15 protein-coding genes are annotated in these 25,657 nt (G+C 53.4%); 5 read left to right on the forward strand and 10 right to left on the reverse strand.

Annotated features, from left to right (window positions below):
* Positions 1 to 33: 33 nt before the first annotated feature.
* From MKX51_RS21725 to MKX51_RS21770, 10 genes are all read right to left on the reverse strand, one after another.
* On the reverse strand, positions 34 to 2,817 hold the full coding sequence (locus MKX51_RS21725; protein WP_340993828.1) for a polysaccharide lyase family 8 super-sandwich domain-containing protein: 2,784 nt from the start codon (positions 2,815 to 2,817) through the stop codon (positions 34 to 36).
* A gap of 81 nt (positions 2,818 to 2,898) precedes the next feature.
* Positions 2,899 to 3,939 (reverse strand): leucine-rich repeat domain-containing protein, encoded by a 1,041-nt coding sequence (locus MKX51_RS21730; protein ID WP_340993829.1) that lies wholly within the window; start codon positions 3,937 to 3,939, stop codon positions 2,899 to 2,901.
* An 84-nt stretch (positions 3,940 to 4,023) separates the two neighbouring features.
* Positions 4,024 to 6,312, reverse strand: coding sequence for a polysaccharide lyase 8 family protein (locus MKX51_RS21735; RefSeq protein WP_340993830.1), 2,289 nt, complete (start codon positions 6,310 to 6,312; stop codon positions 4,024 to 4,026).
* 406 nt (positions 6,313 to 6,718) lie between these two features.
* A complete protein-coding gene (locus tag MKX51_RS21740) occupies positions 6,719 to 8,872 on the reverse strand; it encodes a GH92 family glycosyl hydrolase (protein WP_340993831.1) in 2,154 nt (717 codons plus the stop codon).
* 38 nt (positions 8,873 to 8,910) lie between these two features.
* Positions 8,911 to 10,014 carry a glycoside hydrolase family 88 protein gene (locus MKX51_RS21745; protein WP_340993832.1) on the reverse strand — a complete coding sequence of 368 codons (1,104 nt, stop codon included), beginning with the start codon at positions 10,012 to 10,014 and terminating at the stop codon, positions 8,911 to 8,913.
* An 85-nt stretch (positions 10,015 to 10,099) separates the two neighbouring features.
* Positions 10,100 to 11,680, reverse strand: a complete 1,581-nt coding sequence (locus MKX51_RS21750; protein WP_340993833.1) for an ABC transporter substrate-binding protein — start codon at positions 11,678 to 11,680, stop codon at positions 10,100 to 10,102.
* Between the two features lie 71 nt (positions 11,681 to 11,751).
* Positions 11,752 to 12,663 carry a carbohydrate ABC transporter permease gene (locus tag MKX51_RS21755; protein WP_340993834.1) on the reverse strand — a complete coding sequence of 304 codons (912 nt, stop codon included), beginning with the start codon at positions 12,661 to 12,663 and terminating at the stop codon, positions 11,752 to 11,754.
* 19 nt (positions 12,664 to 12,682) lie between these two features.
* The gene (locus MKX51_RS21760) at positions 12,683 to 13,618 is read right to left on the reverse strand and encodes an ABC transporter permease (RefSeq protein WP_340993835.1); all 936 of its coding nucleotides are present in this window, start codon (positions 13,616 to 13,618) and stop codon (positions 12,683 to 12,685) included.
* Between the two features lie 85 nt (positions 13,619 to 13,703).
* Complete coding sequence (locus MKX51_RS21765) at positions 13,704 to 15,416, reverse strand: sensor histidine kinase (RefSeq protein WP_340993836.1); 1,713 nt, start codon at positions 15,414 to 15,416, stop codon at positions 13,704 to 13,706.
* A gap of 70 nt (positions 15,417 to 15,486) precedes the next feature.
* Positions 15,487 to 16,848, reverse strand: coding sequence for a response regulator transcription factor (locus tag MKX51_RS21770; RefSeq protein ID WP_340993837.1), 1,362 nt, complete (start codon positions 16,846 to 16,848; stop codon positions 15,487 to 15,489).
* Between the two features lie 317 nt (positions 16,849 to 17,165).
* Between MKX51_RS21770 and MKX51_RS21775 the strand changes: the two genes are divergently transcribed.
* The 5 genes from MKX51_RS21775 (at position 17,166) to MKX51_RS21795 (ending at position 25,657) form a co-directional block, all read left to right on the forward strand.
* Complete coding sequence (locus tag MKX51_RS21775) at positions 17,166 to 20,888, forward strand: glycoside hydrolase family 9 protein (RefSeq protein WP_340993838.1); 3,723 nt, start codon at positions 17,166 to 17,168, stop codon at positions 20,886 to 20,888.
* Positions 20,889 to 21,000: 112 nt separating this feature from the next.
* Entirely contained in the window at positions 21,001 to 21,852 is an 852-nt protein-coding gene (locus MKX51_RS21780; protein ID WP_340993839.1) for an ankyrin repeat domain-containing protein, read from the forward strand.
* A gap of 265 nt (positions 21,853 to 22,117) precedes the next feature.
* Positions 22,118 to 23,530: a glycosyltransferase gene (locus MKX51_RS21785; protein ID WP_340993840.1), complete on the forward strand. Its 1,413-nt coding sequence runs from the start codon at positions 22,118 to 22,120 to the stop codon at positions 23,528 to 23,530.
* A gap of 24 nt (positions 23,531 to 23,554) precedes the next feature.
* A complete protein-coding gene (locus tag MKX51_RS21790) occupies positions 23,555 to 25,000 on the forward strand; it encodes a glycosyltransferase (RefSeq protein ID WP_340993841.1) in 1,446 nt (481 codons plus the stop codon).
* A 15-nt stretch (positions 25,001 to 25,015) separates the two neighbouring features.
* Positions 25,016 to 25,657 carry a tetratricopeptide repeat protein gene (locus MKX51_RS21795; RefSeq protein ID WP_340993842.1) on the forward strand — a complete coding sequence of 214 codons (642 nt, stop codon included), beginning with the start codon at positions 25,016 to 25,018 and terminating at the stop codon, positions 25,655 to 25,657.

Below are 25,657 nucleotides of genomic sequence, written 5' to 3' on the forward strand. Positions count from 1 at the left end.
GCCCATGCATAATCGCATGCGCTTCTTTATCTATTATGGATTCCGTACAAATCTCACCGCATCGGCGGCCACATACCCGCTCGTTCCATTATTACGGATGGTTACACTTCCAGAGGTACCTGCCGTGAAGGAATAGGTACCGATCAGATTCCAGATTCCGCCGTTCGCAGTCTGGTCTACATTCAGTATTGCCGTCCCTCCGGCATGAGCGACTTCCAGCGGAATTGCAGTGGACCGGTTGAAGTGATGCGGCCACATCATATAGACACTGTAGGTAGCCGTAGCGGGTAAGTCGGGGGTAAAAGTTACACTTTTGCTTCCCTTGCTGTTGTTGTCATCATGCAGATAATTGATCCCGTAGCGGTCGGTCTGCACCGCTGCTGTCTTCCAGCTCCCGGTCTTCAGCACCCCGGTGGTGTCGTTATTGTCCACAATAATCTCTTCTCCTGGAAGAGTCGGAGGCGTACCGCTGTCCAGCTCGAAGGAAGCCTTGAACGTCTTGCCCTTGGCTGCGCTGACATTCACCGATAAACGGATCGCCGGGCTTAACTGAGTGACCGTAATCCCCGGGTCAGCCGTATATCCGCTTGCTGAACGGTCCAATTCCACTTCAATCACGCCGGTAGCCGCCTGTGTCGGATCACTGAGAGACAGCTCCAGGGTATCCTCTGTTTCTTGAATCATAACCGAAGCTTTCTTGTTGACGGTAATCAGATCAGCTGAGCTTGTGCCATCCTCCCAGAAGTTCGCTCCGGTGATGCCCAGCTCCTTCTCGCGTACCGCTTGCACACCGGAGGTGTTCGCGAGCACTTCAATATCTGGAGCAGCAGCGTAGGCAGCCACTTGCGGAGCCGACTTACCCGGAAGCAGCACGTACTGATATTCCCCGCCCGCCGGATTAACCCCGTGATTCAGCCATAAGGTCATATAGTTACGGGTAACCGGAGTGGACGGAGTGACCGGCCGGGGATTGATCTGCTTCCAGTTGCCGGTTCTGGCCTCTCTCTTCATGGCAAGCGGGACCGTCTGCGGAAAATAATATCCGGTATCCGCACCCGCCGTGCTGCCGGACAGATGAGCCCATTCTACCTGGTCCAGCGTCCCTGACCCGCCCAAGGCGGAAGGCTGCACGGTACCATTGACGGTAAGTGTATTGCTGCCTGCCGTATTCAGCTTCCGGTTCTCGACAATCGTCTCCACGGGGATATTGTCCGAGCTGCTGATGCCTGCCCCAAGTGCCACGATTTCATCGTCGAACATAAACCATGATTTTCTCGCGTTAAGATCATGATCCCCGTACTTCAGCTCCATGCCGGAGACGCCGTACAGATTCTGCATATCGGTGCCGCCGGTCCACTGTTTGGTGCTGGTATGACTGCCGGAAGAGGTCTGTGACAGTATCGTTGTTCCCGGCAGACGGTAATTATCCACGGTCGGCCAGTAATCTCCGCTGTATTGACCAAGATCACTGTTGTATAAGCTGGTCATTCCGGCGGAGGTATACCAGGCTTTGGCGTTCTCGCTGTTGATCGCTTCATAGCTGCCGATCCGGCTGGAATACATCGCCAGTCCGAAGCTATAGCCCGGCCGGTGCTGGACTGCCCGGTCCATCGCCGCGAACTGCTTGTAGCCGATCAGCTCTGCCGCAGGCTCTACTGCCGGGTCACTGTTTATGCTTTTGGCCATAGCGATAGCTGGAACGGGTGCATCTTCATTGAAAGACTTGAAGGTGTCCGACTGCATCCAGCCCTTCAGCATCCGCTTAAAATCACTTGCTTGCGCAGGCGGCGCAAACCGGGATAAGCTCAAAATGCCCTGCATCACCCGATGACCCGCATCGTGATCCTGGCTGTAATTCCTGGAGATCTCTCTGCCGCGGACCATGTCCATAATTGCGCCCTTGTACATCACCGGCTGATAAGCGTTATACACCCATTCCCATACATTGGACTGCTTGGGATCGGTCACCTGCCAGGACGAGCCATGAATCATCCCCATCAGATCACTGACAGCCAGCAGCAAGTCAATGCCATAACCTCCGGTGTAGGGAATGTTGTTATGCTGAAGGAATGAACCATCCCGGTAAAAGCCGTCTCCGCTGAGCGTATAATTGAAGACGGAGGACAACCCGTCACGGGCGGCGGCGATCTTGGTCCCGTCTTTGACCAGGATGCCCCGCTCGCCGACCACCATCGCTTTCCAGGTGCGGTTGGCTCCGGTCAAGGTAACAGCGGGCGAGAAACGTTCAACGGCTGTCATATAATTCGTAACTTGAGCCGCAGTCAAGGAGTCGTACATCAGAACGGCCGTATCATTCAGCTGCATCGGAATACCGATTTGCCAATCCCACCAGTTGCTCGTTCCGCTGGCAACCGGCGTGACCCCCTCATGGTATCTGGTAGCGTACATATAATCGAGTGCAGCCACGATATCGCCTCCAAGCAGGCTGTCTCCATAGAGAGATGTACCGGAAGTAGCGTAGGCGAGCGCCATAGTCTTCAGCCGTTCATAAGTCACCCGGATATGAATGGAATTCCCGGTCCCGGGATTATCGCTCCACAGAGAGGTGCGTCCCGCTGCGGTGTTCATCGTCTGCCAATAACCGTTCGCCTCATTCGTCAGCTTGGTTAGGGCTGCGGCAATATCAGGGTCTGCAGTATCCAGAGAGCTGCCCCCTGTAAGCAGGACTTTCCGGTTCTCCCGCATCCCGTCGAACGCATCGGCAGCGCGGGCACGTTCTGCTGCTCCGCCAATCCCGCTGACCGACAACAGCAATGCCAGAATTATGAGACAGCCTTTGGTCAGGATTCTCCTCATTCGGTATCCCTCCTTTTAATTAAGCGCTTTCAATTGTACTGATGAACAAGCCGCACGCTCTGCGGCCTGCGGCATACCTGCCTAATACATTTCATAGATCAGCTCAGGGTCCAGCTCCCTGTCAGAGTCAAACGCTGCATAGATACATAACCGGCCCGCCGGCGTGTCTCCGGCATCGTAGCCGATGCGGAAGGATCCGTCAGCAGCGAAGTTCAACTCGGCCAGCTCCAGCTCATTCACATCTTCATCCGGATGAGCCCCGGCAATCTGCTGCAATACGCGGTCAAGTAGCTTGTCCAGTTCCCCCCATACCTTTTGAATCTGGGAGTTCAAATGCTCCGCATCCGTCTTGGTCTTAACCTCCACGGTCACGGGAAGCTCATGGCCCGAATAGGAAAAAGTTGCGCTATAGCATGTGAAGGTATTATCATATCGCAAGGTTCCGACACCCTCCACCTCATGATCGGGCTGGGTGATAAGATTATTGGCGTAATCCAGCTCCACTAGCTGCGGATTATGGCTCGTATCCAGTGCCGTCAGCTTGTTCTCCGAGCAATAGAGCTTAGTCAACTGCTTATTGTGGCTGAGGTCCAGACCCGTAAGATGATTATTGAAGCAACGCAGGCTTGTTAGAGCCGGTTGGTTACTGATATTCAAGCTGGTTAAATGATTATGATTGCAGCGGATTTCCACAAGCTCCGTACATTCTGCGATATTCAGAGTAATGATATAGTTACTGCTGCAATCGAGCTGCTGAAGTGCTGTATTCTGCTCAAGGTTCAGTTCATGCAGCGAGTTATAACTGCAATGCAGTACTTGGAGGTGAGGATTGCTGCTTAAGTCCAATCTGGATAACATATTCTCCTGACATTCCAGCTTCTCCAGCATGGTGTTCCGGCTGAGGTCCAGCGTACGGAGGCTGTTCCGGCTGCAATCCAGCTCCCGAAGCGCCGTGAAATGTCCGATTCCTTGAAGACTTGAGCATTCATAGCCTGCAAGCTCCAGTGTGGTCACGGTGTCAATGTCACTTTTGAGAATCGTTTCACGGCCACCACAGAAGGTGTCTTTTACAAACTGCCTGAATCGTTCATCTGTGAAATCATCGGTAATCTGAATCTGCATGGTTCTTCCCCCTCTAAGATCGATGGGATTATTCTACCATATCCGCCGTAGCCCTTCACTTCATAGAGAGATTGCCCGGAATGCTCAGCACCCGAACTCCGCATGGAACGAGGCTCCCCCGGCACCGTCAGGGTCGAACCGCAGTTTTACCTTGCCCGCTTCAGCCTGTTGCACGATAATCCGCTCTGACATGCTAACAACCCGGGGAACGGGTTCCCCCTTGCCGGTCTCTGCTCTGGCTCCGATCCGATTGCCCATCTCGATCTCAATCTCCACCGGACGGCGCTGCTTCTGAGTCGGATCGGCCACCGCCAGGCTCCAGCCAGCCGGGTGCTTGCGCATAATGACAGTAGCCTGACTGCTGCAAGCAATTCCCCCGCTTCTATACCATCCCGTCTGCCAGAAATGCACGGCTGTGATTCCCCGTTCCGAATCTTCAACCGCATGGGCTTGACTGCTGCATTCTACAATCCGCAGGCTCGGTGACTCAGCCAAGCTTGCCGTTGCCCCCATACTGTACCCTGGCAGCAGCACATAGGCATACTGCGCGCCTTGCGGCGCTGCTCCATGATCGAACCAGATCGTCTGATAGGCCCGTTCCAAGCGCTGAGCTGATCCTGCGGCATTTATTGCCTTCCAGCTCCCTTGGCGGTGTTCGCGCAGAGCATATACCATGCTTTTTAGAGGAAAAAAGATCCCGATATCCGCTCCCTCCGTGCTCCCGCTCATATGCATCCACTTAGGCTGAAGTATCTCCGTGTGCCCGGCGGTCCGGCAGATCTCCATTCCGTCTGCTGTAATCACATCGTCCCCGTCCGGGCTGCACTTCCGGTTCTCTATGATCGTCTCCACCGCAGCCGGACTGCGGCTCTGAATATCCGAGCCTAAGCATACGATCCTGTCTCCCAACAAGAACCAGCTGATCCGCCCGGTCAGTCCGCCGAATTCATGAACTACATCCTCCAGTTCCATGGCAATGGCTCCATACTTGTTGTGAAGTACCGCTCCGCCAACGAAATCCCGGCTGCTTAAGCGGCCTGCTCCCGCTCCATCCTCCAGCAAAGTCTTCGTCACCGTAGTTCCGGGCAGCCGGTAGGGGTCAACCGTCGGCCAGTACCCGCCTGAATATTGTCCGAGGTCACTACTATATAGAAGAGTCATGCCATACGAAGTGTACCAGCCCTTCAGATTCTCGTCATTAATAGATTCATAGCTGTACATCCGGCTGGAGAACATGCTGATCGAGTAGAGGAATCCCGGCCCCCGCAGCACGGCCCTGTCCATATGCGCAAACAGCTTGCAGCAGGTCTCTTCCGGGGCAGGCGGTAAACGATCGTCAACCAGCAGAGCTATGGCTTGAGCGGCTGTATCGGGCGGTGCTCCAGCGATATAAGGTTTATACGTATCTGCCATGATCCAGCCTTTGGCTTTGGAGAATAGCCGGATCTGCTCCGGCTCCTCCAATATCCGCGAGAAGCGCAGGCAGGCCGTGATGACAGAATGTCCGCTCTCATGGTTCTGCGACTCCTCCCGCGAGATTTCCCGGCCGCTCACCATATCCGGCATTACTCCCCTGAACATCAGCGGTACAAAAGAATGCTCAATCCACCGGGCTGTCATCTCCTGCGCTGCGGCAGGCAATGCCCAGAGGGTATCGCGAAGCCATACCATCAGACGGATGAGGTCCTGAAGCAGTGATACTCCGTACCCGCCCGTATACGCATAGTTGTCATGCTGGATGAAGGAGCCGTCCTCATAAAAGCCATCCCCTTCACTTGCATAGGTGAACAGGGGAAGCAGCGCATTGCGGGCGGCGGACAGCCCCTCTCCGTCTTGCCGGATCACCGCAGCAAGAGCGGACGCTGTAACTTTCCAGACCAGATTCGCTCCGGTACACGGCTGGGCCTCCGCCGCGAACCAGCGGGCATGAACCGCCGGATCTCCCACATATTTGTCTATGGGGAGCAGAAGACGCTCAACCCATGCGGCATCCAGCGCTTCCCCCATAAGCAGCAGCGTCTCCAGCAGGGCAATCGGCACACCGATCTCCCAGAACCACCAGTTTCCATATGGCGGGCAAGACTCGTTGTATCTGTGCGTATACAGCCATTCCAGACCATAGGTAATCTGATCCTGTAATGCCCCATCCTTGTAGCAGGGACATCCGGGAGATTTCAGCGCGATAGCCATCTCTCTTAATCTGCTGATAATCATCAGCGTATCCGCAGCATTCTCGGCCCAAGGAATATCTGCCCATAGCAGCTCCTGCTGATAGAGCATTGTCCTCTGTGCATCGCGGACCCGCTTCAGCGACTCAGGCGACAGTGTAGACCCGGCGACCGATTGCTGCCATTTTCCGGCTAAGCTCCGCATGGTAACCACCTCCTTGCACCGGCTAGTACTGCATCAGATTTAAAATAGTGGAACAGAAAGAATTGCCCTTCAAATTACATATTTTTAAATAGATGGTTGTCATTTGGGTGGCGTTTGGCTTGGCGTAACGGACTGAGGTGCTCTTATCCGGGAAGAAAGTCGTCACTTGGGCGATTAGCGGACCGCAAGGACCTTATCCCCTGTCATTCAGCTCCAAAGCGTCTCGCAGAAAGACGATAAGGTCCACTGAGTCCGTTACGCTGCAAAAGGTGGCGTTCTCGTCGGGATAAGGTCTCTTCGGTCCGTTAGATTTTTGGGGATGATAAGGTTTCATTACACGAACCCCTGAGTTTCACAAGTTTATTCACCCTTTAAAATCTGACACTGTACTAGTCCAATCTATGTGCTATGTGCGCTGCTCCCGCTCCGCCAGCGGCGAAGGCGGAACCCTTTTGCCCCACTCTCCGGCATCTGAACTAAGCTCCAGTACAAGGGTGCCGCCGCCCGCAATCTCTTCATGGCGGACCCAGGCCCGGTCCAGGGTCTTCCCGTTCAGAGCAGCAGAGCGGATATACCGGCTGCCGGACCCGTCAGCTTCGCCTTGAACCTCAATCGTCAGCGGCACTTCATTCCCCTTCGCTCCCAGCAACAGAGTCGTCCGCTGGAACAACGGCGGCACAAGGAAGTAGAGGTCCTGGCCCATCAAAGGGTACAGCCCCATGGCTGAACAGATGTAAAAAGCACTTTGGCAGCCCATATCCTCGTTATCGCCCAGCCCGTCACGTTCAGCCCGGAAGTACTTCTCCAGACATTCGCGCACCCGGTCCGCCGCCCGGTCCGGCCTGCCTGCATAAATATAAAGATAAGGAATATGCAGCATTGTTTCCTTGGAGTTATAGAAGCCCCCGTCAAAAAAATAATCCAAATGCCGGACAAAGGCCTCCGCTCCCCCGTGCCGCTCCACCAGTCCATGGAAGTCATGATGCGTGCTGAATGACCATTGCAGACCGGTGCCCTCATAAAAGTAAGGATCATTCCAGGAATCCGGCAGGCAGGATTCAGGGTCAAAGGAACTCACCCACTCCCCGTCCGGCCGCCGTGGCGCGAAAGACCGCAGGTCCTCCCGCCACAGATTCCACAGTTTCTGCGAGCTGCCATAGTACTCTTCGGCGGTCTCCTCCTGCCCAAGCTCCTCAGCCAGACGGCCGATGCACCAGTCCTGATAAGCGTATTCCATATGGCGGGAGACACAGTTCTTCTTCACATCCGTGGACAAATAGCCTAAGGAGTGGTAATCGTGCAGATGACGGCCGTAAAGCCAGGTGTCCGGGGACTGCACCTCATTATTCCTGCGCATCTGCTTCAGGGCCTTCGCATAGTCAATCCCCTCCAGCTTCTTCAGCGCCGCTTCACAGAACAGAATATCGGCGGAGCTTCCGCCTTGAATCATTGCGCTATGCCCCATAATCCAGGCGTCCGGCAGCCAGCCGGTATGATCTGCGATGTCCAGCAGACAGTTCAGAATATCCGCTTCCAGCTGCGGGTCAAGCAGAGTGATCAGCGAATTGGCATTCCTGACACTGTCCCAGAGCGCATATAGATCGGTAAAATGCCGTACCCCCGATTCCCAGGCGAAGTTCTCATCGTCTACGCCCAGATCACTGGGCATACAAAACAGGCGGGTCATCAGGGTGTAGAACAGCCGGGTATGCTCCAGGCTTCCCCCTTCCACCATGACTCTGCTCAGCTTATCCTCCCAGATGCTTCCGGCTGCCTCACGGAGATCATCGAAGCCGGCAGAGGCTTCCCGGTCCACACTGGCTCTGGCTTTGCCTACACTTACATAAGAGATGCCTGTCTTAGCCGTCAGCGTTCCGCAGGCTCCGAAGCTCAGTGAAGCCTGGCAATGGGGCCCATCCACAGAGAAGCCTGAGCGTACCCCGCCCGCGTCCTTCAGCAGCACATTCTGTATCGGCTGGTCGAAACGGATATAGAAATAGACGGAATAAGGGAACTCATGCCCCCAGCCCCCGCGCAGGTCGGAGCGGCCGGCAAGCTCATACTGGGATAGAACTTCAATATAACCGCCGGTCGAGACGCCGGTCGTCTTCCCGGGCTCATCCCCGCCCACCTGAATAACCGCCCCGCCGTCAATCAGCAGTCCCGCCGGTTCATCAGCCGGATAAGTATACCGGTGGATTCCGGTACGCATCGTGCTGGTTAGTTCAGCCCGGATAGCCACCGGAAGCAGCTTCACACGGTAATAGCCTGCTTCGGCATGTTCCTCCCCCTTCGTATAAGGGTCAATATGGAACCGGGGCAATCCTGTATACGGCGTGAAGCCGACATTGCCGTACCGCCCGCCGCCCCCGGTCCCGCTGACATGCGTATGGCTGAACCGGATAATCGGCCGCGAGCTGTCGTAGCCGTGGGATAGCTGGGGCGGCAGGGTATCCGGGCCCAGCCGGACGATGCTGTTCGGCAGATAAGGTCCGCACAGGCAGTTGTTCTCGCCGTCCACACCTATAAATGGATCTACATACTCCACTCTTCTTGTCACCTAAGCTGTACCTCCTTTCATACCTGAAACCCTTCGTATTACCAAAAGATTTCGCGCTCTCCCTTCAGCTTCAGCAGGGCCTCCAGGAAGAAATAATCCCCGTAGATGATCGGAATCTCCACTTCCGCATTCGCCGGGAAGCTGCCCGTGCCCTTGGTGATCAACGCTTCCTCCGCCGGGTCCTCCGGCGCATAATGGTGGAACAGCGATTCGGTGATGGCAGCTCCGAGCTGCCGGTAGTGTGCGGATGCTTCGCCCTCCAGCAACCCGGCGATTTCCAGCATCCCGCTGGCTGCACAGGCTGCCGCTGTAGAGTCCTTGGCCCATAGCTGATCTGCCGGGGCGCGGAAATCCCAGGGCGGCACCAGATCCTCCGGCAAATGTGCGGCAAAATAATCCGCTGCCGCTCTGGCCGCATTCAAGAAACGAATGTCACCCGTATACCTGAACCCGATCGCAAACCCGTAGATCGCCCAGGCCGATCCGCGCGACCAGGCCGAGTCCGGGCTGTATCCTTGTCCGCCCAGCGCCTCGATCCGTTCTCCCGTCTCGGGATCGAAGCGGACGATATGATGCACCGAGCCGTCCTCGCGGATGAATTCCCGCAGCGCCATCTCCGAGTGAGCGACAGCAATGTGCCGGTAACGCGGGTCCTGCAGCTCTTCGCTGGCCCAGTAGAGCAGGCCCAGATTCATCATGCAATCGATGATTGCCAGCCCTTCACTGCCTTCATGCAGCCAGGCCCGGATGAAATTCCCCTTCAGGTTGAACCGGCTGGCCAGATGGCTGGCCGCGATCAGCCCTCTTCTGCGGGACAGCCGGCCCCCGGTCAGCTTGTAATCAGCCACTGCTGACGGGCTCCAGAGGAAGCCGTTATCGTGGTGGAGCTGCTCATACTCCTGAAGCGGTACATCCAGCTGCTCCTCGCAGCGCTCGGCAATGCTCCGGTATTCCTCATCGCCTGTGGCCCGGTAAGCCAGCCAGAGGATTCCCGGCCAGAATCCGTTGGTCCAGCAGTCCAGGTCACGCGCATCATACTTCCCGCCATAAGAAGCATTGGGAAAGGTAGCACCGATTCTCCCCCGGGTACGGCTCAATTTGCTCTGGGCATAGTCCCAGGCCTCGTTAATCCAAGTCTCCATTGTCAATTCTCTCCGTTTCTTTTGTACAGTAAGAAGACAGGACGTCTTCATTGAACAGACCTCCTGCCCTCTTCCCCACCGTCAACTATTGTGCTGCTTTCCAGGCATCAATCTGCGCCTGCAATTCAGTCTTGACCTTCTCGATCCCAGCCTTCTTTAACTTCTCGTTACGTTCCTCCAGCATCTTGGCCGGGTCAGGAATCGCACCCGTGCTGGCCGCCCGGTATTCGCCAATGACCGAGGTAAGCTGGGTAATCTCATTCTTCACCGGCGTTTCATCGAACACGAAGCCTAAGAGCGGAGAGCGCTTCGCTTCATCATTGAATGTCTTCCAGCTTGTATACAGATCATCGGGCTGGCCCGGCTTAAGATAATTGAGCAGCTGGTTGCCGATGACCCAGAACAGTGCCGTACTGCCATATCCCGAATCGGCAATCGGCTCAATCCGGTTCTCGCCGACCTTCTTGTAATGGGTGCCTTCGATACCGTTAACGAACAGGTTCACAGCATACGGATCAGTATGCAGCGCATTCAGGACCATCATGGCCCGTTCCGGGTCCTTGGAGGTGCGGGAGATGGAGAACATCGATCCGGCCGCCAGATCCGTGGTCACGATAGGCTCTTCAATCACCTTGGACACGAAGTCATATTTATTGTCCGAGGCGATTTTCAGCTCAATATCCGCGCCCGGCTTCCAGACCGCCTGCTGCATCCAGATCTTGCCCTGCTTGCGCAGGTCGCCGATCTCTGTCGTTGTAGTCGCCGCATCGCTGTTGATATAGCCCTTCTCGTAATAGCTGCGGTTCAGCTCATACTCCGCTTTGGCAATCGCGGAAATCTCGGGATCAATCACTGACTTAATCTGGATGTTATCCGTATTCGTATAGTCGTATAAGAACAATGGAATCTTGTTCGGTGTCGGTCCGATGGCACGGAAGTTCGAGCGGGTCTCATACATCATGCCTTCGCCCGATTCCTTGATGAAGTCCAGAATCAGCTCCGGCTCCTTCTCCTTCAGCAGCTTGAACCAAGGTTCGAAGTCCGACATCGTTTTGATGTCCTCAATCGGGATATTGTACTTGTCGATGATATCCTTGCGGTACGTGTAGGCCTTGCCCTGGGTAATCTCTTTGTTGGTCGGAATGCCGTACAGCTTGCCTTTGTAGCGCGGAGCCTCCAGATAGATCGGATTCAGGTTCTCTGTGATCCCCTGCCCATACTTGGCCAGCAGATCATCGAGATCCAGGAAGGCGCCTTTGGCAACGTTGCCGAAGAAATTCAGCCAGGACGCGGTAAACACCAGATCCATCGGCTCTCCGGCATTCAGCATCAGCTCGGTCTTCTGCTTGTATTCGCTGGAGGCGATGGGCTGAAGATCGACGGTAGCGTTGAACTTCTCTTTGAAATACTCGCTGAGCTTGGCTTCAACCACCGCATCATCCCGCTGCGGCGCACCGAAGTAGATAATGGACACCTCGTAAGGCTTCAGTGATGCTGTCCCGCCGGCAGGCTCCGCGCTGCTTGCACTGTTCGTAGCTGCTGCTCCGCTGGAAGCCTCCGGCTTGGCAGCCCCCCCGTTATTGCCGCCGGAGCATCCCTGCAGGGCCAGCGCAAGAACCAGAACCGTTGCAGGAACCAGTGATCTGGCTCTTTTTAACTTTTTCATATGAACCCTCCTGTATGATCATGCTTATATAGAACGGCAGCAGACAATGCTGATTGCCGGTTCCACCACGCTTAACCCTTCACTGCCCCTACCGTCAGTCCCTTGACAAAATACTTCTGAAAGAACGGATACGCCACCAGAATCGGCCCCATCCCGATCACCGCCATCGCCATCTGCAGCGATTCATTCGGAAGATTCTTCATCATGCCCGGATTCTGGGCGGCCAGCTCCACATTGCTGCGCAGATACTGCACATCGTTCAGGACACGCATCATCAGATATTGCAGCGGATATTTGTCCTCGCTGGTGATGTACAGGAGCGCATTAAACCAGTCATTCCAGTAGCCGATCGTACTGAACAAGGCCATAGTTGCCAGCACCGGCAGCGAGAGCGGCAGTACAATCCGCAGGAAGATTCTCAGCTCACCCGCACCGTCAATCCGCGCCGATTCAATCACCGCCGGATGAATGGTGGTCTGGAAGAAGGTCCGCATAATAATGACGTTGAACGGCACGATCAGCATCGGCAGAATCAAGGCCATATAGGTATCCTTGATATGCAGCGCCTGGGTATAAATCAGATACCTGCTGACCATCCCGCCGTTGAACAGCATGGTGAAGAACAGGAAGAACGTAAACACGTTACGGAACGGATAATCTGCCCGGGAAATGGGATAGGCATACAAGGCCATGAGCAGCACACTAAGTGCTGTGCCGATCACCGTTATGGTGAAGCTCACGCGGTAGCCCGACACAATCGTCACCCAATCCTTGAAAATCATCTCATAAGCAATGAACGACCACTTCTCCGGAAGGAAGCTGTACCCCTGCGTCAGAATCGACTGTCCGTCTGTGAAGGAGACAATGATCACAAGCAGAACAGGCAGAAAGCACAGAAGGGAGAGAATGACGAAGGCCAGGTTCAGAAGTACGTTGGAAACGGCCGAATTGCCGCCGGGGGAATAACTGGAGTTGCTGTTCATGAGGGTTCTCCCTTCTTCATTAGAATAGTGCCTGTTCACGGTCAATTCTCCGGACGATACTATTCGTCGCAATGACCATGATGAATCCGACAACAGATTGCACAAGCGCCGTGGCCGAGGACATGCCGATATCGTTCAATTGCATCAGGGCGCGGTAGACATACGTATCCACGGTATCCGTTACAGGATACAGAGCCCCTGAATTCATAGGCACTTGGAAGAACAGCCCGAAGTCGGAGCTGAAGATGCTGCCCATCGACAGAATCGTCATAATAATAATGACCGGCCGGATAAAAGGGAGCGTGATATGCATAATCTGCTTCCACTTGGAAGCCCCATCGATCAGCGCCGCCTCATAATATTCCGGATCAATGCCGGCAATCGCCGCGATATAGATGACCGCCCCGAAGCCTGCGTGCTTCCAGGCATTGACGAATACAAGAATGTACGGCCAATACTCCTTCTCCGAATACCAGAATACCGGGTCCTGCCCGAAGGCCTTGAGGATCGTTGCATTAATGAAGCCGTGATCCGGCTGGAGGAAAGCGTATACAAGATAGCTTACCACCACCATCGACAGGAAGTGCGGCAGGATGATGAAGCTCTGGTACACTTTCGCCAGCAGCCGCCGCCGGATCTCGTTGATGGCTACTGCAATCGACACCGACAGCACCAGGTTCAGGATCATGAAGGTCAGGCTGTACAGCAGCGTGTTGCGCACAATCCGCCACATGTCCCCCGAAGAGAACAGGAAGCTGAAGTTATCCAGCCCCACCCAGGGGCTGCCCCAGATCCCGTCCATATAATTCACATTTTTAAAAGCAATAAATATGCCGAACATCGGCAGATAGCTGTGGGCCAGCAGAACAAGCACCGCCGGCAGCAGCATCAGCGTCAGCGCCTTGTACTTCCACAGGGCATGGATGAATCTTGAGAATCCAGTGGCTCTACTCATGGTCCATTACTCCTTTCATGGACTCATTATAGAACCATCTGCCCTCCGCTTCGATGATGCATTCCCGTAGAACTGTGATCTTTTATTAGTCCGTTCCTAACGGTTCTGGCCCCCTCCGGCGCAAAGGCAACGTAATCACCGCCCGTGTCCATCCATCCCCGCTCCGCTCATAGGCCAGCCCGTAAGCCTCCCCGTAATGGAGCCGGATGCGCTGATGCACGTTCCTGATCCCGTATCCTTTCGCATTCTGCTCTTCTTCCAGAATGGCCTTAAGCTCCTCCAGATCTACCGGCAGATGCCCGTTATCCTCTACGGTGAAGCGCAGCGTGCCCTCTGCCTGCACCGCCGAGACCCGGATCTCTCCTTCTCCATCCATGCCGCGCACGCCGTGAAGAATGGCATTCTCGATCAGCGGCTGAATGATCACCTTAGGTGTCTCGTAATCGCTCAAAGCATCGTCAATCTGCCACCGGACCTCGAACGTATCCGGGTAACGCTTGGTCTGAAGCCGGGTGTACGCCTGAGCATGCTCCAGCTCCTCCCCCACCGTAATCATCTTCCGCCCCCGGCTGAGGCCGATCCGCAGCAGCATCGACAGGTCGCGGACCATTTCGCCGACCTCGGTATTGCCGCTGTCCAGCGCATACCAATAGATCGAGTCGAGGGTGTTGTACAGATAATGCGGGGTAATCTGGGACTGGAGCATGAGCAGCTCGTATTCCTTCTGCTTCAGCTGCATCCCGTAATTCTCTTCAATAGAATGGTCCAGCCTGCGGGTCATTCTGACGAAGGAGCCTTGGAGAATACCGAATTCGTCCTGGCGCAGCGGTTCCTCGGATAGTAGCAGCTTTTTGCCAGGCTCATAGATCTTCATTACCGAGACCAGCTCGACCACAGGCCTCACCACAAGTCTTACCATATAGAGGACAAAGGTCAGAACGAACGCCAAGAAAATGAACGAGATCACCACCAGCAGCCGCTGAAACCAGATGAGCTTGCCGGTGATGGATTCTAACGGGATTTTGTACAATAATCGGGTGTGGAACCTGGAGCTGTCCGAGTAGGCATACAGCCATTCCTCTCCGCCCTCTTGCGCAAAGGTATAGCCATAAGGGACATCCGGTTCGAGGTGCTTGCCAAGCTCGCCGGGGATAAGGCCGCCTGCGCCAGTGGACATCAGCAGTTCCCCGCTGGTATTGAACAGGAATGCCCCGGCAGCGGCGGGCAGCTCCACTGAGACCATGTCACGGGTCAGCATGACCTCTATTTTGTTGACAGCCAGCAGGCCGATCACTTCATTATAATTACGGGGATTCAGAATACTGCGCATGAAGGAGATGGTGGTCTCACCGCTCCCGGACGGCATGACGCGCAGCGCCCCTGCGCCGCTGACATCCATCAGACTGACGTTAGGATCAGGCAAGCCGCCGCTGAACCCATCCAGGTATTTAAAGCCTTTGGTTTTGTAGGAGAGATCGAACGGCGTCGCCCTGCGCTCAATGTTTTTCATATATATGGCATATTCCGTCCCTCCGGTAGACCAGCTGTCCAGTATATTGTCGGCCTGCCGGATCTCATTCAGGGTGTCAATTCCGGTCCAGAAGCTGTACCCTTCCGGGTTGCTGAAGAACTGGCTGTCCAGCAGCGTGATCGTCCGGTCGTTCACCGCAGACAAGGTTTTATCAATCGTGACATGATTCTGCTTGACCAGTTGCAGGGTCGTACTGCCAACCTCCTCCTTGATGGTGTTCAGCGCTACATATGCAGAGACCCAGCCCACCACGATAAAAGGCAGCACGATGCACAGCAGGAACGCCAGAATGACCTTATGCTTCAGTCTGAGTCTCAGCCGCTGTTTCAGCCTCTTCTTAAGCTTCTGCTTCAGCCCGTTCCCCTCCTCTGGCCTTCTTGCGGAATTCCGCCGGGGTCAGGCCCAGCACCCGCTTGAACATCCGGCTGAAATGCTCAGGTGATTCATACCCTACCGCATAAGCAACCTCATACCGCTTCTTGTCTGTAGTCGCCATAAGCTGCTTGGCCTCCTCCATCCGCAGGGCGGTCACATAATCCCACAGATTCATCCGCATCTCGCGCTTGAAAATATATCCCAGATGGGCCGCACTGAAGTGGACCTCCTCGGAAATATCCTGGATTTTGAGCGCCGGGTTGCGGTAGTTGCTCTGAATATAGCTGGTAATCCTTGTGATGACGCTCGGTGCTGCTTCAGACTCCTGCGCCGTTAACCCTGTATCCGGCTGCTGCCCCCGGTTCAGATGCTCCTGCCTGGCGAAATCGCCATAATAGAACACCTGATGCCCGGGATGAACGCTATTCCAGCCGGCAGCCGTATCCGCCTCCTCCAACAGCCCGGGAAGGGTGGCGATGCCTTCGCCAAGGGTGCTGAGTCCGATAACCGCCTCCGTATTCAGATGCCTCTTCAAATTCATCGCAATCATCTGCCCGATCATCTGAATCTGCGAGTGTACGCTGACCCGGGGATCGTCCCTGTCCTCAGCGGATAGCTGGATGAGGCTGATGATGGAATGGCCGAAGCCGCCCAAGGTAACGCCATTCCACTCCGCCAGCGTCTCGTTCATAATATTGAGCGCAGCATATTTCAGTAATTTGCGGTCCTGCAGCGTTACCTGCTGGCTGCTGAAGCCAGCCCGGCTGTAATCGATGCGGATGGAGATCACTCCGTAAAAGGGACCCTGCAGCAGGCCCCCCAGCTCACCGGTGATCTGCTCCATATCCTGCGGCGTCAGATTCCGCTCGGTCACCAGCTCCATCAGCCATTCATCGCGCCGCTCTTGCCTGCGGATGGAAGTAGGCTCCGGCTGCGGACTTGTGTCCGGCAGCTCCTTCCGGGTTAACGCATTGCGGACCACCCGGAGCAGTTCAGTCCTCTCTACCGGCTTCACCAGGTAATCCCTGGCCCCGAGCCGGAGCGATTTTTTGGCAAAATCAAATTTCTCATGGGCCGATATCACAATCACCGGAACATTCCACTGCTCCATATAAATGTTCTCCATTAATTCGATGCCGCTCATCCGGCCCATCTGGATGTCGGTCAGCACCAGATCGAACTGGTCCATCCGCAAATAATCAATTGCTTCGAACCCGTTCACGGCAGTCTCCACCGCAGTAATGTTCATATCCGAGGATAACAGGAAGTTCCGGATTCCCGCGCTCACTCTCGGCTCATCATCTACTACAAGAATTTTGTACATGCTGTTCCCCCCTATGATGCTGCATGGTTGCCTCATGCATTGTAGTCCTTGGTATCACCTTACACTCGCTATAAATCACCGTAGATGATGTTTTTCATGTTTTGTGTGATCTATATCAGGAACCCTTGCAGCCGGAAGCGTGGTAACCTGTCCATTCAAGAACAGCAAGCCGTTACAGCCCTATTATAGATCACAGATTTCCGGCAATTCATCATCGATTAGTGAGGGTAACTCTTTTATGCTACTTTTGCAAGCGTTTTCATATAAAAAGAGAGGAGCGCCGGGATAACGATATTCTATCATGAGGAGGTTCTAAGATGTTCACAAGAAGCTCAATGCCCGCGAGTCTTAAAAAGATATTCTCTGTAAGCCTCAGCCTGTTGTTAATTCTATGTACGGTTGCTCTGGCTCCCCGGCCTGCCGCTGCTGCGGTTCCCCCCTTGCCCGGCCCTAAACACCCGCTCCTGTACGATAATTTCGCCGGTGGCGGACTCTTCAAACAGAACTGGACGAACTGGTTCAATCAGAGCGGCGGCAGCGGAACCTTCGCCAAGACAACGGACGGTTCCCGTACGATCGGCAAGTTCACACAGACCCCGGTCTCGGCCTCTTCCTGGGCTAAATTTCAGCCGATGAACGAGACCTTCGACCTCTCCGGCTACCGTTATATGAACCTGTCCCTGAACAATGGCGGCTATGCCCAGTCTCTTGTCCGGGTAGTCATCAGCGACGGCATTACCAATTACAATCTGACCGGAGGGTATGTGCCTGCCACGGCGGCCTGGACCAGCCTGCAGTTTGACCTGGATGCCCTCTCCCCCAAGATTCAGAAGAAGAAGGTCAAGCTGGAGCTCTGGCTCAGACAGGCGGGCGGCACCTACGGGGAAATGTGGGTAGACGACATCACGTTCACCACAGCCGCAAGCGGCAGCGCTCCCCAGCTAAGCCCGGCAGGGATGACCGCCAATACGGACGGCAGCTACAACCAGAATACGGATTTTACCTTTGAAGCCGTCTACACCGACGCAGATAACGAAGCCCCCTTTGCGGTTCAGGTTATTATCGATGATACCGCCTATGCTATGCGTGAATCCGACCCGGCGGATGGTACCTATACGGATGGCAAAAAATACAGCTTCCTGACGAAGCTCCCGCCAGGCGCTCATACCTACTATTTCCGCACCACCGATACGACCTCCGACGAAGTCGCCACCAGTGTCCAGACGCTGGATGTTGTTCAAGCCTCCTCCGTGATCGATATTGCTGTGAGCCAGGCCGGATACAGTGCGGATGATATTAAGAATGCGAAGTTTATCTCGGACACCACTGTCACAGATGCCACTTATGAAATACTGGACGGAACTAACGTAGTCTACTCGGGCACGATGACCTATGAAGGGCTGCACTGGAATAAGCATGTCTACGCTATCGGCTTCAGCCCGCTTACAGATTCCGGGAACTATAGAGTACGGAGTAATCAGGTGTATTCTTATCCTTTTGAGATCGCCCCGAACCTGTGGGATCAATACAAGGATGAGATGACAGCCTTCTACCGGCTGCTGCGCGCCTCCGTGGCGACCAGCGATGCTTATCCTGCGGGATACAGCAGTGTAGCGCCTTCGGCCAAGCTCTACCACGGGGCCGGCCATCTGGATGATGCACAGTCTGCGGACGGCCTGACCCATTATGATCTGACCGGAAGCTGGTATGACGCCGGGGATTATGGGAAATACGGCGGCAACCAGTGGGTCGGCGCGGAGATTGCCCTGGCTTATATCCGTTATGCTGACCATGACAGTGTGAAGTACGATAACGACAGCAACGGGATTCCTGACCTGGTGGACGAAGCCGTCTTCGGCAGCGAATACCTGATTAAGTTCGCGGATCAGCTCGGCGGAGAGATGTATAATCTCAGGAACAACGCCTCATTCGTCCATCCCGAGAAATCCACCGACAATATCTCCGGCACCGCCGATGACCGCAAGCTGACGGACCTGAGCGTCGGCGGTTCGGCCAAGTCAGCGGGCACACTGGCTGCTACCGCACGGGCGATCCGCACAGCGATTGACCAAGGGGATATCGCCTCCGCTCAGCTTGCGGAGCTTACAGAATTCGCTGAACAATGTGAGAGCGCGGCGGTAATCTTTTATGAATATGTGGTTGCCCATCCTGACGGACCGATCGGCTCTTATTCTACGAGGGGTGGGATTCCCAATTCCAAGCTGCTGGCGGATGTTGAGTTCTACCTGCTGACCGGTGAAGCCAAGTACAAGAATGCTGCTACAGCTACCATTAACGCGCTGACTCTGGGCGACATCTCTTCCACCAACTACTGGGATATGAGTCCAATGTCCATGGCTGAATTCTATCCGGTTGCTGATGCTGCCACACAATCTCATATTCATAGCCTGCTCAAGGGGCAAGCGGATTACTTCCTCTCCATGGCCGATGATACCCCGTATGGGGTGCTGAACCAGTTCAAAAACTTCGGGGTGAACGAGCCCCACGCCTCTTACCTGGGCGATCTGCTGCGGTACTATGAATTGTTCGGTGATCCGGCGGCGCTCCAAGGGGTCCTGAAAGGGATGTACTGGGTGTTCGGAGAGAATCCGTGGAATATCAGCTGGGTCTCCGGCATCGGCACCCATCATGTGATGTTCCCGCATACCCGCTACAATGAGGAATCCAATACGCCGGGTGACACCGGGATTATTCTTCCGGGAGCCATGGTCAGCGGACCTAATATGAAGGATCCCAAGAACAAGAGCAGCGTAAGCCCGTGGTATCAGGACCGCTCGCTGTACCTGGATGATACGAACCAGTGGCGGTATAACGAGTTCAGCATCAGCATTCAGGCCGGATTGCTCTATACCGTTATGGGCTTGAGCGCTACTCCGGGAACAGGTGCGGATGTTGCCGCAGTGCCGCCGGCGGTGCCAGTCCTCTCCCCTGTGATTGGGGAATGGGTGCGGGGCAATGTAACGGTATTCGCGCGTGCGGGGGAGGAGCTGAGTCAGGTCGAATATGCGGCTACAGGATTGCCTTATCAGCCGATGACGGTCTCCGGTAACGTGTATTCCACAGTGAGCGGGGCCGTCTACGCTGCGGTCATTGATGAGAGCCAGTCCTTGCCATATACGAATAAAAGAATCGATGTCCGCGCCAAAGACCCTTCCGGCGGGTACACCTACAGCTCCACTCATTACACTGTAGCTCCGGCGCTGCCGGACCCTTCCACTCCGCTGCTCTATGATGATTTCGGAGGCGGAGGCTTCTGGGGAGGTTCAGCGGCCAACACCACATGGGTCAACTGGTATAACCAGAACGGCGGCACAGGAACGTTCACCAAGGTAACCGCAGACGGGCGTACCGCAGGCCAGTTCAGCCAGACCCCAACCAGTGTAAACTCAGCAGCAAAGTTCCAGCCCTGGAACGATGTCGTCGATCTGAGCGGCTATCAATATTTGAATATCAGCCTGAAGAATCCGGCCTCGCCTGACCTGCGGACACGGATTGAGATTAATGACGGCAAGCGAACCTATAATCTGACCGGAGGCTGGGCCCAGGTTCCGTCCGACTGGAGTGACCTGCAATTCAATCTGAATGCCCTGACCCCGGCCATAGATAAAAAGGCAGTGAAGATGTCCATCTGGCTGAAGCAAGATACTGTCACTCCAGGTCAAATGCTGGTTGACGAGATTAAAGCCACTAATAAAGTCAGCGGAAGCGCGCCCACCCTGACCGCAGGCGGCGTAAATCACACTACCGGCACTACACAGACAGACTATACCTTCACTGTCACTTATACGGATGCCGACAATCAGGCCCCGTTCGCCATGGAGCTGATTCTGGACGGTGTCGTCCGCACCATGCAGCCCGCCAATCCAAGTGACAATAATTATGTGGACGGCCGAATCTATCAATACACCGCCAAGCTGCCCCCGGGCCAGCATTCCTACTACTTCCACACTACAGATACCTTCACCGATGCGGTAAGCACCGGGGTGCAGAGTGGTCCTGGGGTTAGTGAAGGGCCGTAAGGGGGGCTTCGTGCAGAGCGAGTGTTAAGTTAAAGACGTAGTGTAATTGAAAGCGAATCACAGGGAGGTTATACTACAGTCAATATACGGATAAGCCGGAGGGATTGATCTTATGAGCGAAGAGAATATCATTTGGATGGCTAGTGACGACCCGCTGGTGATTTCTGTTGTTGAAGCGATTCATACGGGCGACGTATCTTCGCTTAAGCGGCTGCTTGCCGGGAATCCCGGGCTGGCTACAGCAAGAATTACTGGAAGCGGCGAGGAAGATGCAAGCAACGGAGGGACAGCCAGCGCGGGTACTAGCAACGCGGGTAGCAGCGAGGTGACAGCCAGCGGAGAGTCACGCACCCTGCTGCATATTGCCACCGACTGGCCGGGGCATTTCCCCAACAACGCAGCGGTTGTAACCGCGCTGATTGAGGCCGGGGCCGAGTTGAATGCCCGGTTCAACGGGCATCACAGCGAGACGCCGCTGCATTGGGCAGCAAGCTGTGACGATGTCGAGGTACTGGACCTCCTGCTCGATGCCGGGGCCAACATCGAGGCCCCCGGCGCAGTCATCGCCAGTGGTACACCGCTGGACGATGCGGTGGCATTCGCGCAGTGGCGGGCGGCGCAGCGGCTGGTGGAGCGCGGTGCGCAGCCTGCACTCTGGCACGCGGCGGCTCTCGGTCTGCTTGATGCGATGGAGGCACACTTCGCCGGACATCCGCTTCCGCACCGCTACCCATGGGGTGCAAGCTCCGCTTCAGCAGCACCGGACGAGGTAAACGTCGCGTTCTGGTGCGCCTGCCACGGCGGGCAACGCGCCGCCGCCGAATATCTGCTCGCTCGGGGAGCCGAGCTGAACTGGCCTTCCCCATGGGACGGCCTTACTCCCCTTGATGCCGCAAGACGCAACAACGCCACTACGCTGGTGGAGTGGCTGCACAGCCTGGGTGCTGAATCGGCACAGTGCTAAACTACTAACAACACTATTCACAATAGGTGGCCCCGGCCTTGTCCTTCTCGGACAGGGCCGGGGCTATTTTCTCAAGTAGAAGGGCATCCTTCATTGCTCACGGGCGCCTACGGCTATCTACCGGGCTGTTCGGAAGATCCGGAATGTCCGGCAAAGCCGATATTTCTCTGTAGCTCATCATATTTATGCGCGATTACCATATAAATTAAAAAGACAGTTACACTGTTGGGAATCCAATCCTATTTTATGGAAGGGAGAATCAGCTTTGACAATATATATTCCGCCTGAACTTACTGAACAATTCATACATTTTGGAAGCAATACCTATATTCAGAAAGGAGGCCTGATTGAGTCCCCGGAGCAAGTATCAATCGGTAACAACGTCTCCATTCACGCTCCATACTCGTTGACATCTGTCATTGTAAGTGAAGGAGTTCCGCTTGGGGTTCCAGCTATTTCTATAGGAGACGGCTGCAAAATAAGCGGTCGGTTACAGATCAGTCCCCGCAACAAGGTTATTCTGGAGCCGAATGTGCTGATTCATTCCAATGTTCGGATCGAGGGGGAGATCACCGTTGGCGAAGGTTCCTGGATAGGCGCAAATTGCCAACTGTCAGGGAATATACGTATTGGAGCCGGGAGTGTGGTTAAGGCAAACAGCATGGTCTTAGACAATGTGCCTGACTATTGTGTGGTTTCGGGCAATCCTGCAGCTGTTGTGCACATTTATGACACTTCTTCCTGTGACTGGGTAGAGGTGTCCGATAATGAACAGGCTCAAGCATTACTCATGGCCCGAAGTCATCACCCCCTGTTATCTATCTGCATTCCCACTTTTAATCGTGCACCTTATCTGGATGTATGTCTACAGTCGATTTTCTCACAAATCGGAAATAACGAACTGATAGAGGTAGTAGTGTCTGATAACGCTTCTACAGATGCCACACCCGAAGTCATAAGTAAGTATAAGGCCCTTTACCCCAATATGAGGACTACACGCAACGAAACAACAATTAGCGGAGACGCAAATATACTTCATGTGATAACTCTGGGTAGAGGAAAGTTTCTGAAAATGCAGGGAGATGATGATTATTTTGTAGCTGGTACGATTCTGCCCTTGCTCAATGTGTTGCACAATCACCCCGAATGTGGAGTCATCCATATCAGTGTAATTAACGGAAACAGGCCTCTTTGGTTAAATTCGGGCATGAGCAATTATCTTGCCGCTACCAATCTTTATGCTGCCTTTATTACTTCTGTAATTTTGCGTCGTGAAGACTTTGAACAAGTTGAACATCCAACGTTGTTTGTGAGTTCTTGTTTTAATCAGCTCTATCTTCAATATTCAGTATTAGAGATTAACCCACAGTTCTGCATTATGTACAATAGTATGTTCACCTATGGGGGCGGCGCCGGTACTGAAAAATATATTTTTGCTGAAGTCTATTTTAACAGCTATCCGTCGATCTTAAGTCATTTCCTGGGCAAAGGCTTTACTGCTGAGGAGATTGCCAGAGAGAAAAGACAAGCGCTTTATAATTACGCAATACCCTGGTTTCGCAACAATAAAGCAACTGCAACTATTGATGAATTTGAAGGAGTCTATACAAAATACTATCAGGATGAACCTTATTATGAAGAAGCCTTGGCCATCATAACAGCTATCCGCCAAGCATAATTCTATATCAGGAAGGAAGTTTATATGTCACACTCCTTAGAGCCTGAGACTGTTTCCAGTTTCTATCACTATGGCAAGAATACATTGATCTCAGCCAATGGGCAGTTTGAGCATCCCGAACTCATTCTCATCGGCGACAGGGTATCCATTAAAGAACATTACTATATACAGTCCATAGAAAAAGATGGTTTACATGAACCGCAAATTGTTATAGGGGATGATTGTAAGTTTGAACCAGGACTCACTCTTCATTCCATTAACCGAATAGTGATTGAGCGTAATGTACATTTAGGTTGTAATGTAAGCATATCGGATACCCGGCATGAGTATCGGCAAGTAGGAATACCGGTATCGGCACAAGGGTGGGTTGAACCCGCCCGGGAGGTTTTTATTGGAGAAGGTACCGAGATAGGCGATGGAACGGTTATTGCAGGTAATATCAGGATAGGCAAGCACAGCATTATTCATCCTGGAAGCGTTGTGGAGCAAGATATTCCTGAGAACTGCGTGGCTGGCGGGTCTCCGGCTCAAATCCTGCAAATAAATCCCAAGAAAGAACCCCACTCGCCGGAATCTCCTCCACTCCTGTCCATTTGTATTCCAACCTATAACCGTGCAGCCAACCTGGAACATTGTCTAGCCTCCATATTCAGCCAATTACAGCACGATAGTCCCGTAGAAGTTATTATTTCTGACAATGCCTCCACCGATGATACCCCTCAAGTGATTGCACGTTATGCCGCCCGCTATCCATGTCTGAAATCTTTCAGAAACAGCTCGAATATTGGTGCCGAACGCAATATATTTCTTATAACACAACTGGCACAGGGAAGATTTATTAAATTGCATGGCGACGATGATTATTTTGTACCCAATACAATCCCCCCGTTGCTGGATGTCATTAAAAATCATCTGCATTGCGGATTCATATATCTTAATGTGCACAATCATGATGGCCAGGTGTTCACCGCTGAAGGTGCATCTGCCTTCCTCAGAATTTCAAGCATTATGTCTACTTTTATTTCTGGAATTATTATAAAAAAAGAAGAATACGAACATGTAAAAGAGCCCTTGCTTTATATAGGTTCTTTGTTCAATCATACTTACTTGCTATACGAAATCTTAACCAGAAATCCTCACTTTTGTGTCGTCAATTGGAGGATATTTAATTTTTCCGGTAATCCCCCTTCAGGATACAACTTCGGTGAAGTGGTTATCCGTAATTATCAGACTATTTTGCGCCATTTTATCGGAAAGGGGTTATCAGAGGAGGATTTCCGGCAAGAAAAAAAAGCTTCTCTCTTCAATAAAATCCTCCCTTGGTATGGAGCGATTATGCGTGACCATGCCCCCGTGGTCACTGCGGATTTCGAGGAAATCTTCACTGAATTTTATGCAGAGGAATCCTATTTTGAAGAAGTGTTACCGCATATTAAAGCAATAAAGGCTATGCACAAAGCTAAATCTTAAACAGGAGGCATTATAATGGATAATCAGGCTACACTTCAGGAAAACGCTCTCCAACAAGAGATACAAGAATCCAATTTTTCCAACGCTTCTCTTAATTTGTTGAGATACGCCAATATATTATACACTCAACATAATTATGAACATGCTGCTGTGTTTTATGAAAAATTTCTATTGGAAGCTAAAACTTTATCCCCAGAAATGATCGAAGCCTACGGAAAACTCTCAGATTGTCACATTAACTCAGGAAAGGTGGACGAAGCATTGTCCGCAGCTTTTCAATCCTTTGCTTTCGGAACCCCTCATCCAGTAATATGTTACAAAATAGGAGTTTCATTCATGAACAAAAATCTTTTGGAACTAGCTGCTTTTTGGTATGACATGGCTACGAAGGTAACGGTACAAGAACATATGGAATATGATCTCTCCTTTTCAACATGGCTTCCCCATTTACAGCTATGTGTGTGCTATGACCGGCTGGGTGATCGTGAGAAATCATTTCAGCATCATAAATTAGCACAAAGCCACTATCCTAATCACCCAAGTATAGTAAGCAATCAACAATATTTCGATTCATTGTACCAAGTAAAGACTGAAGTATTAGAAAATAATGAGCCCAAAGCAACGGACAGCGATTCGGAAATCCTGGACACCGAATAA

The organism is Paenibacillus sp. FSL M7-0420, from assembly GCF_038002345.1.
Taxonomy (GTDB): Bacteria; Bacillota; Bacilli; order Paenibacillales; family Paenibacillaceae; genus Paenibacillus_AQ.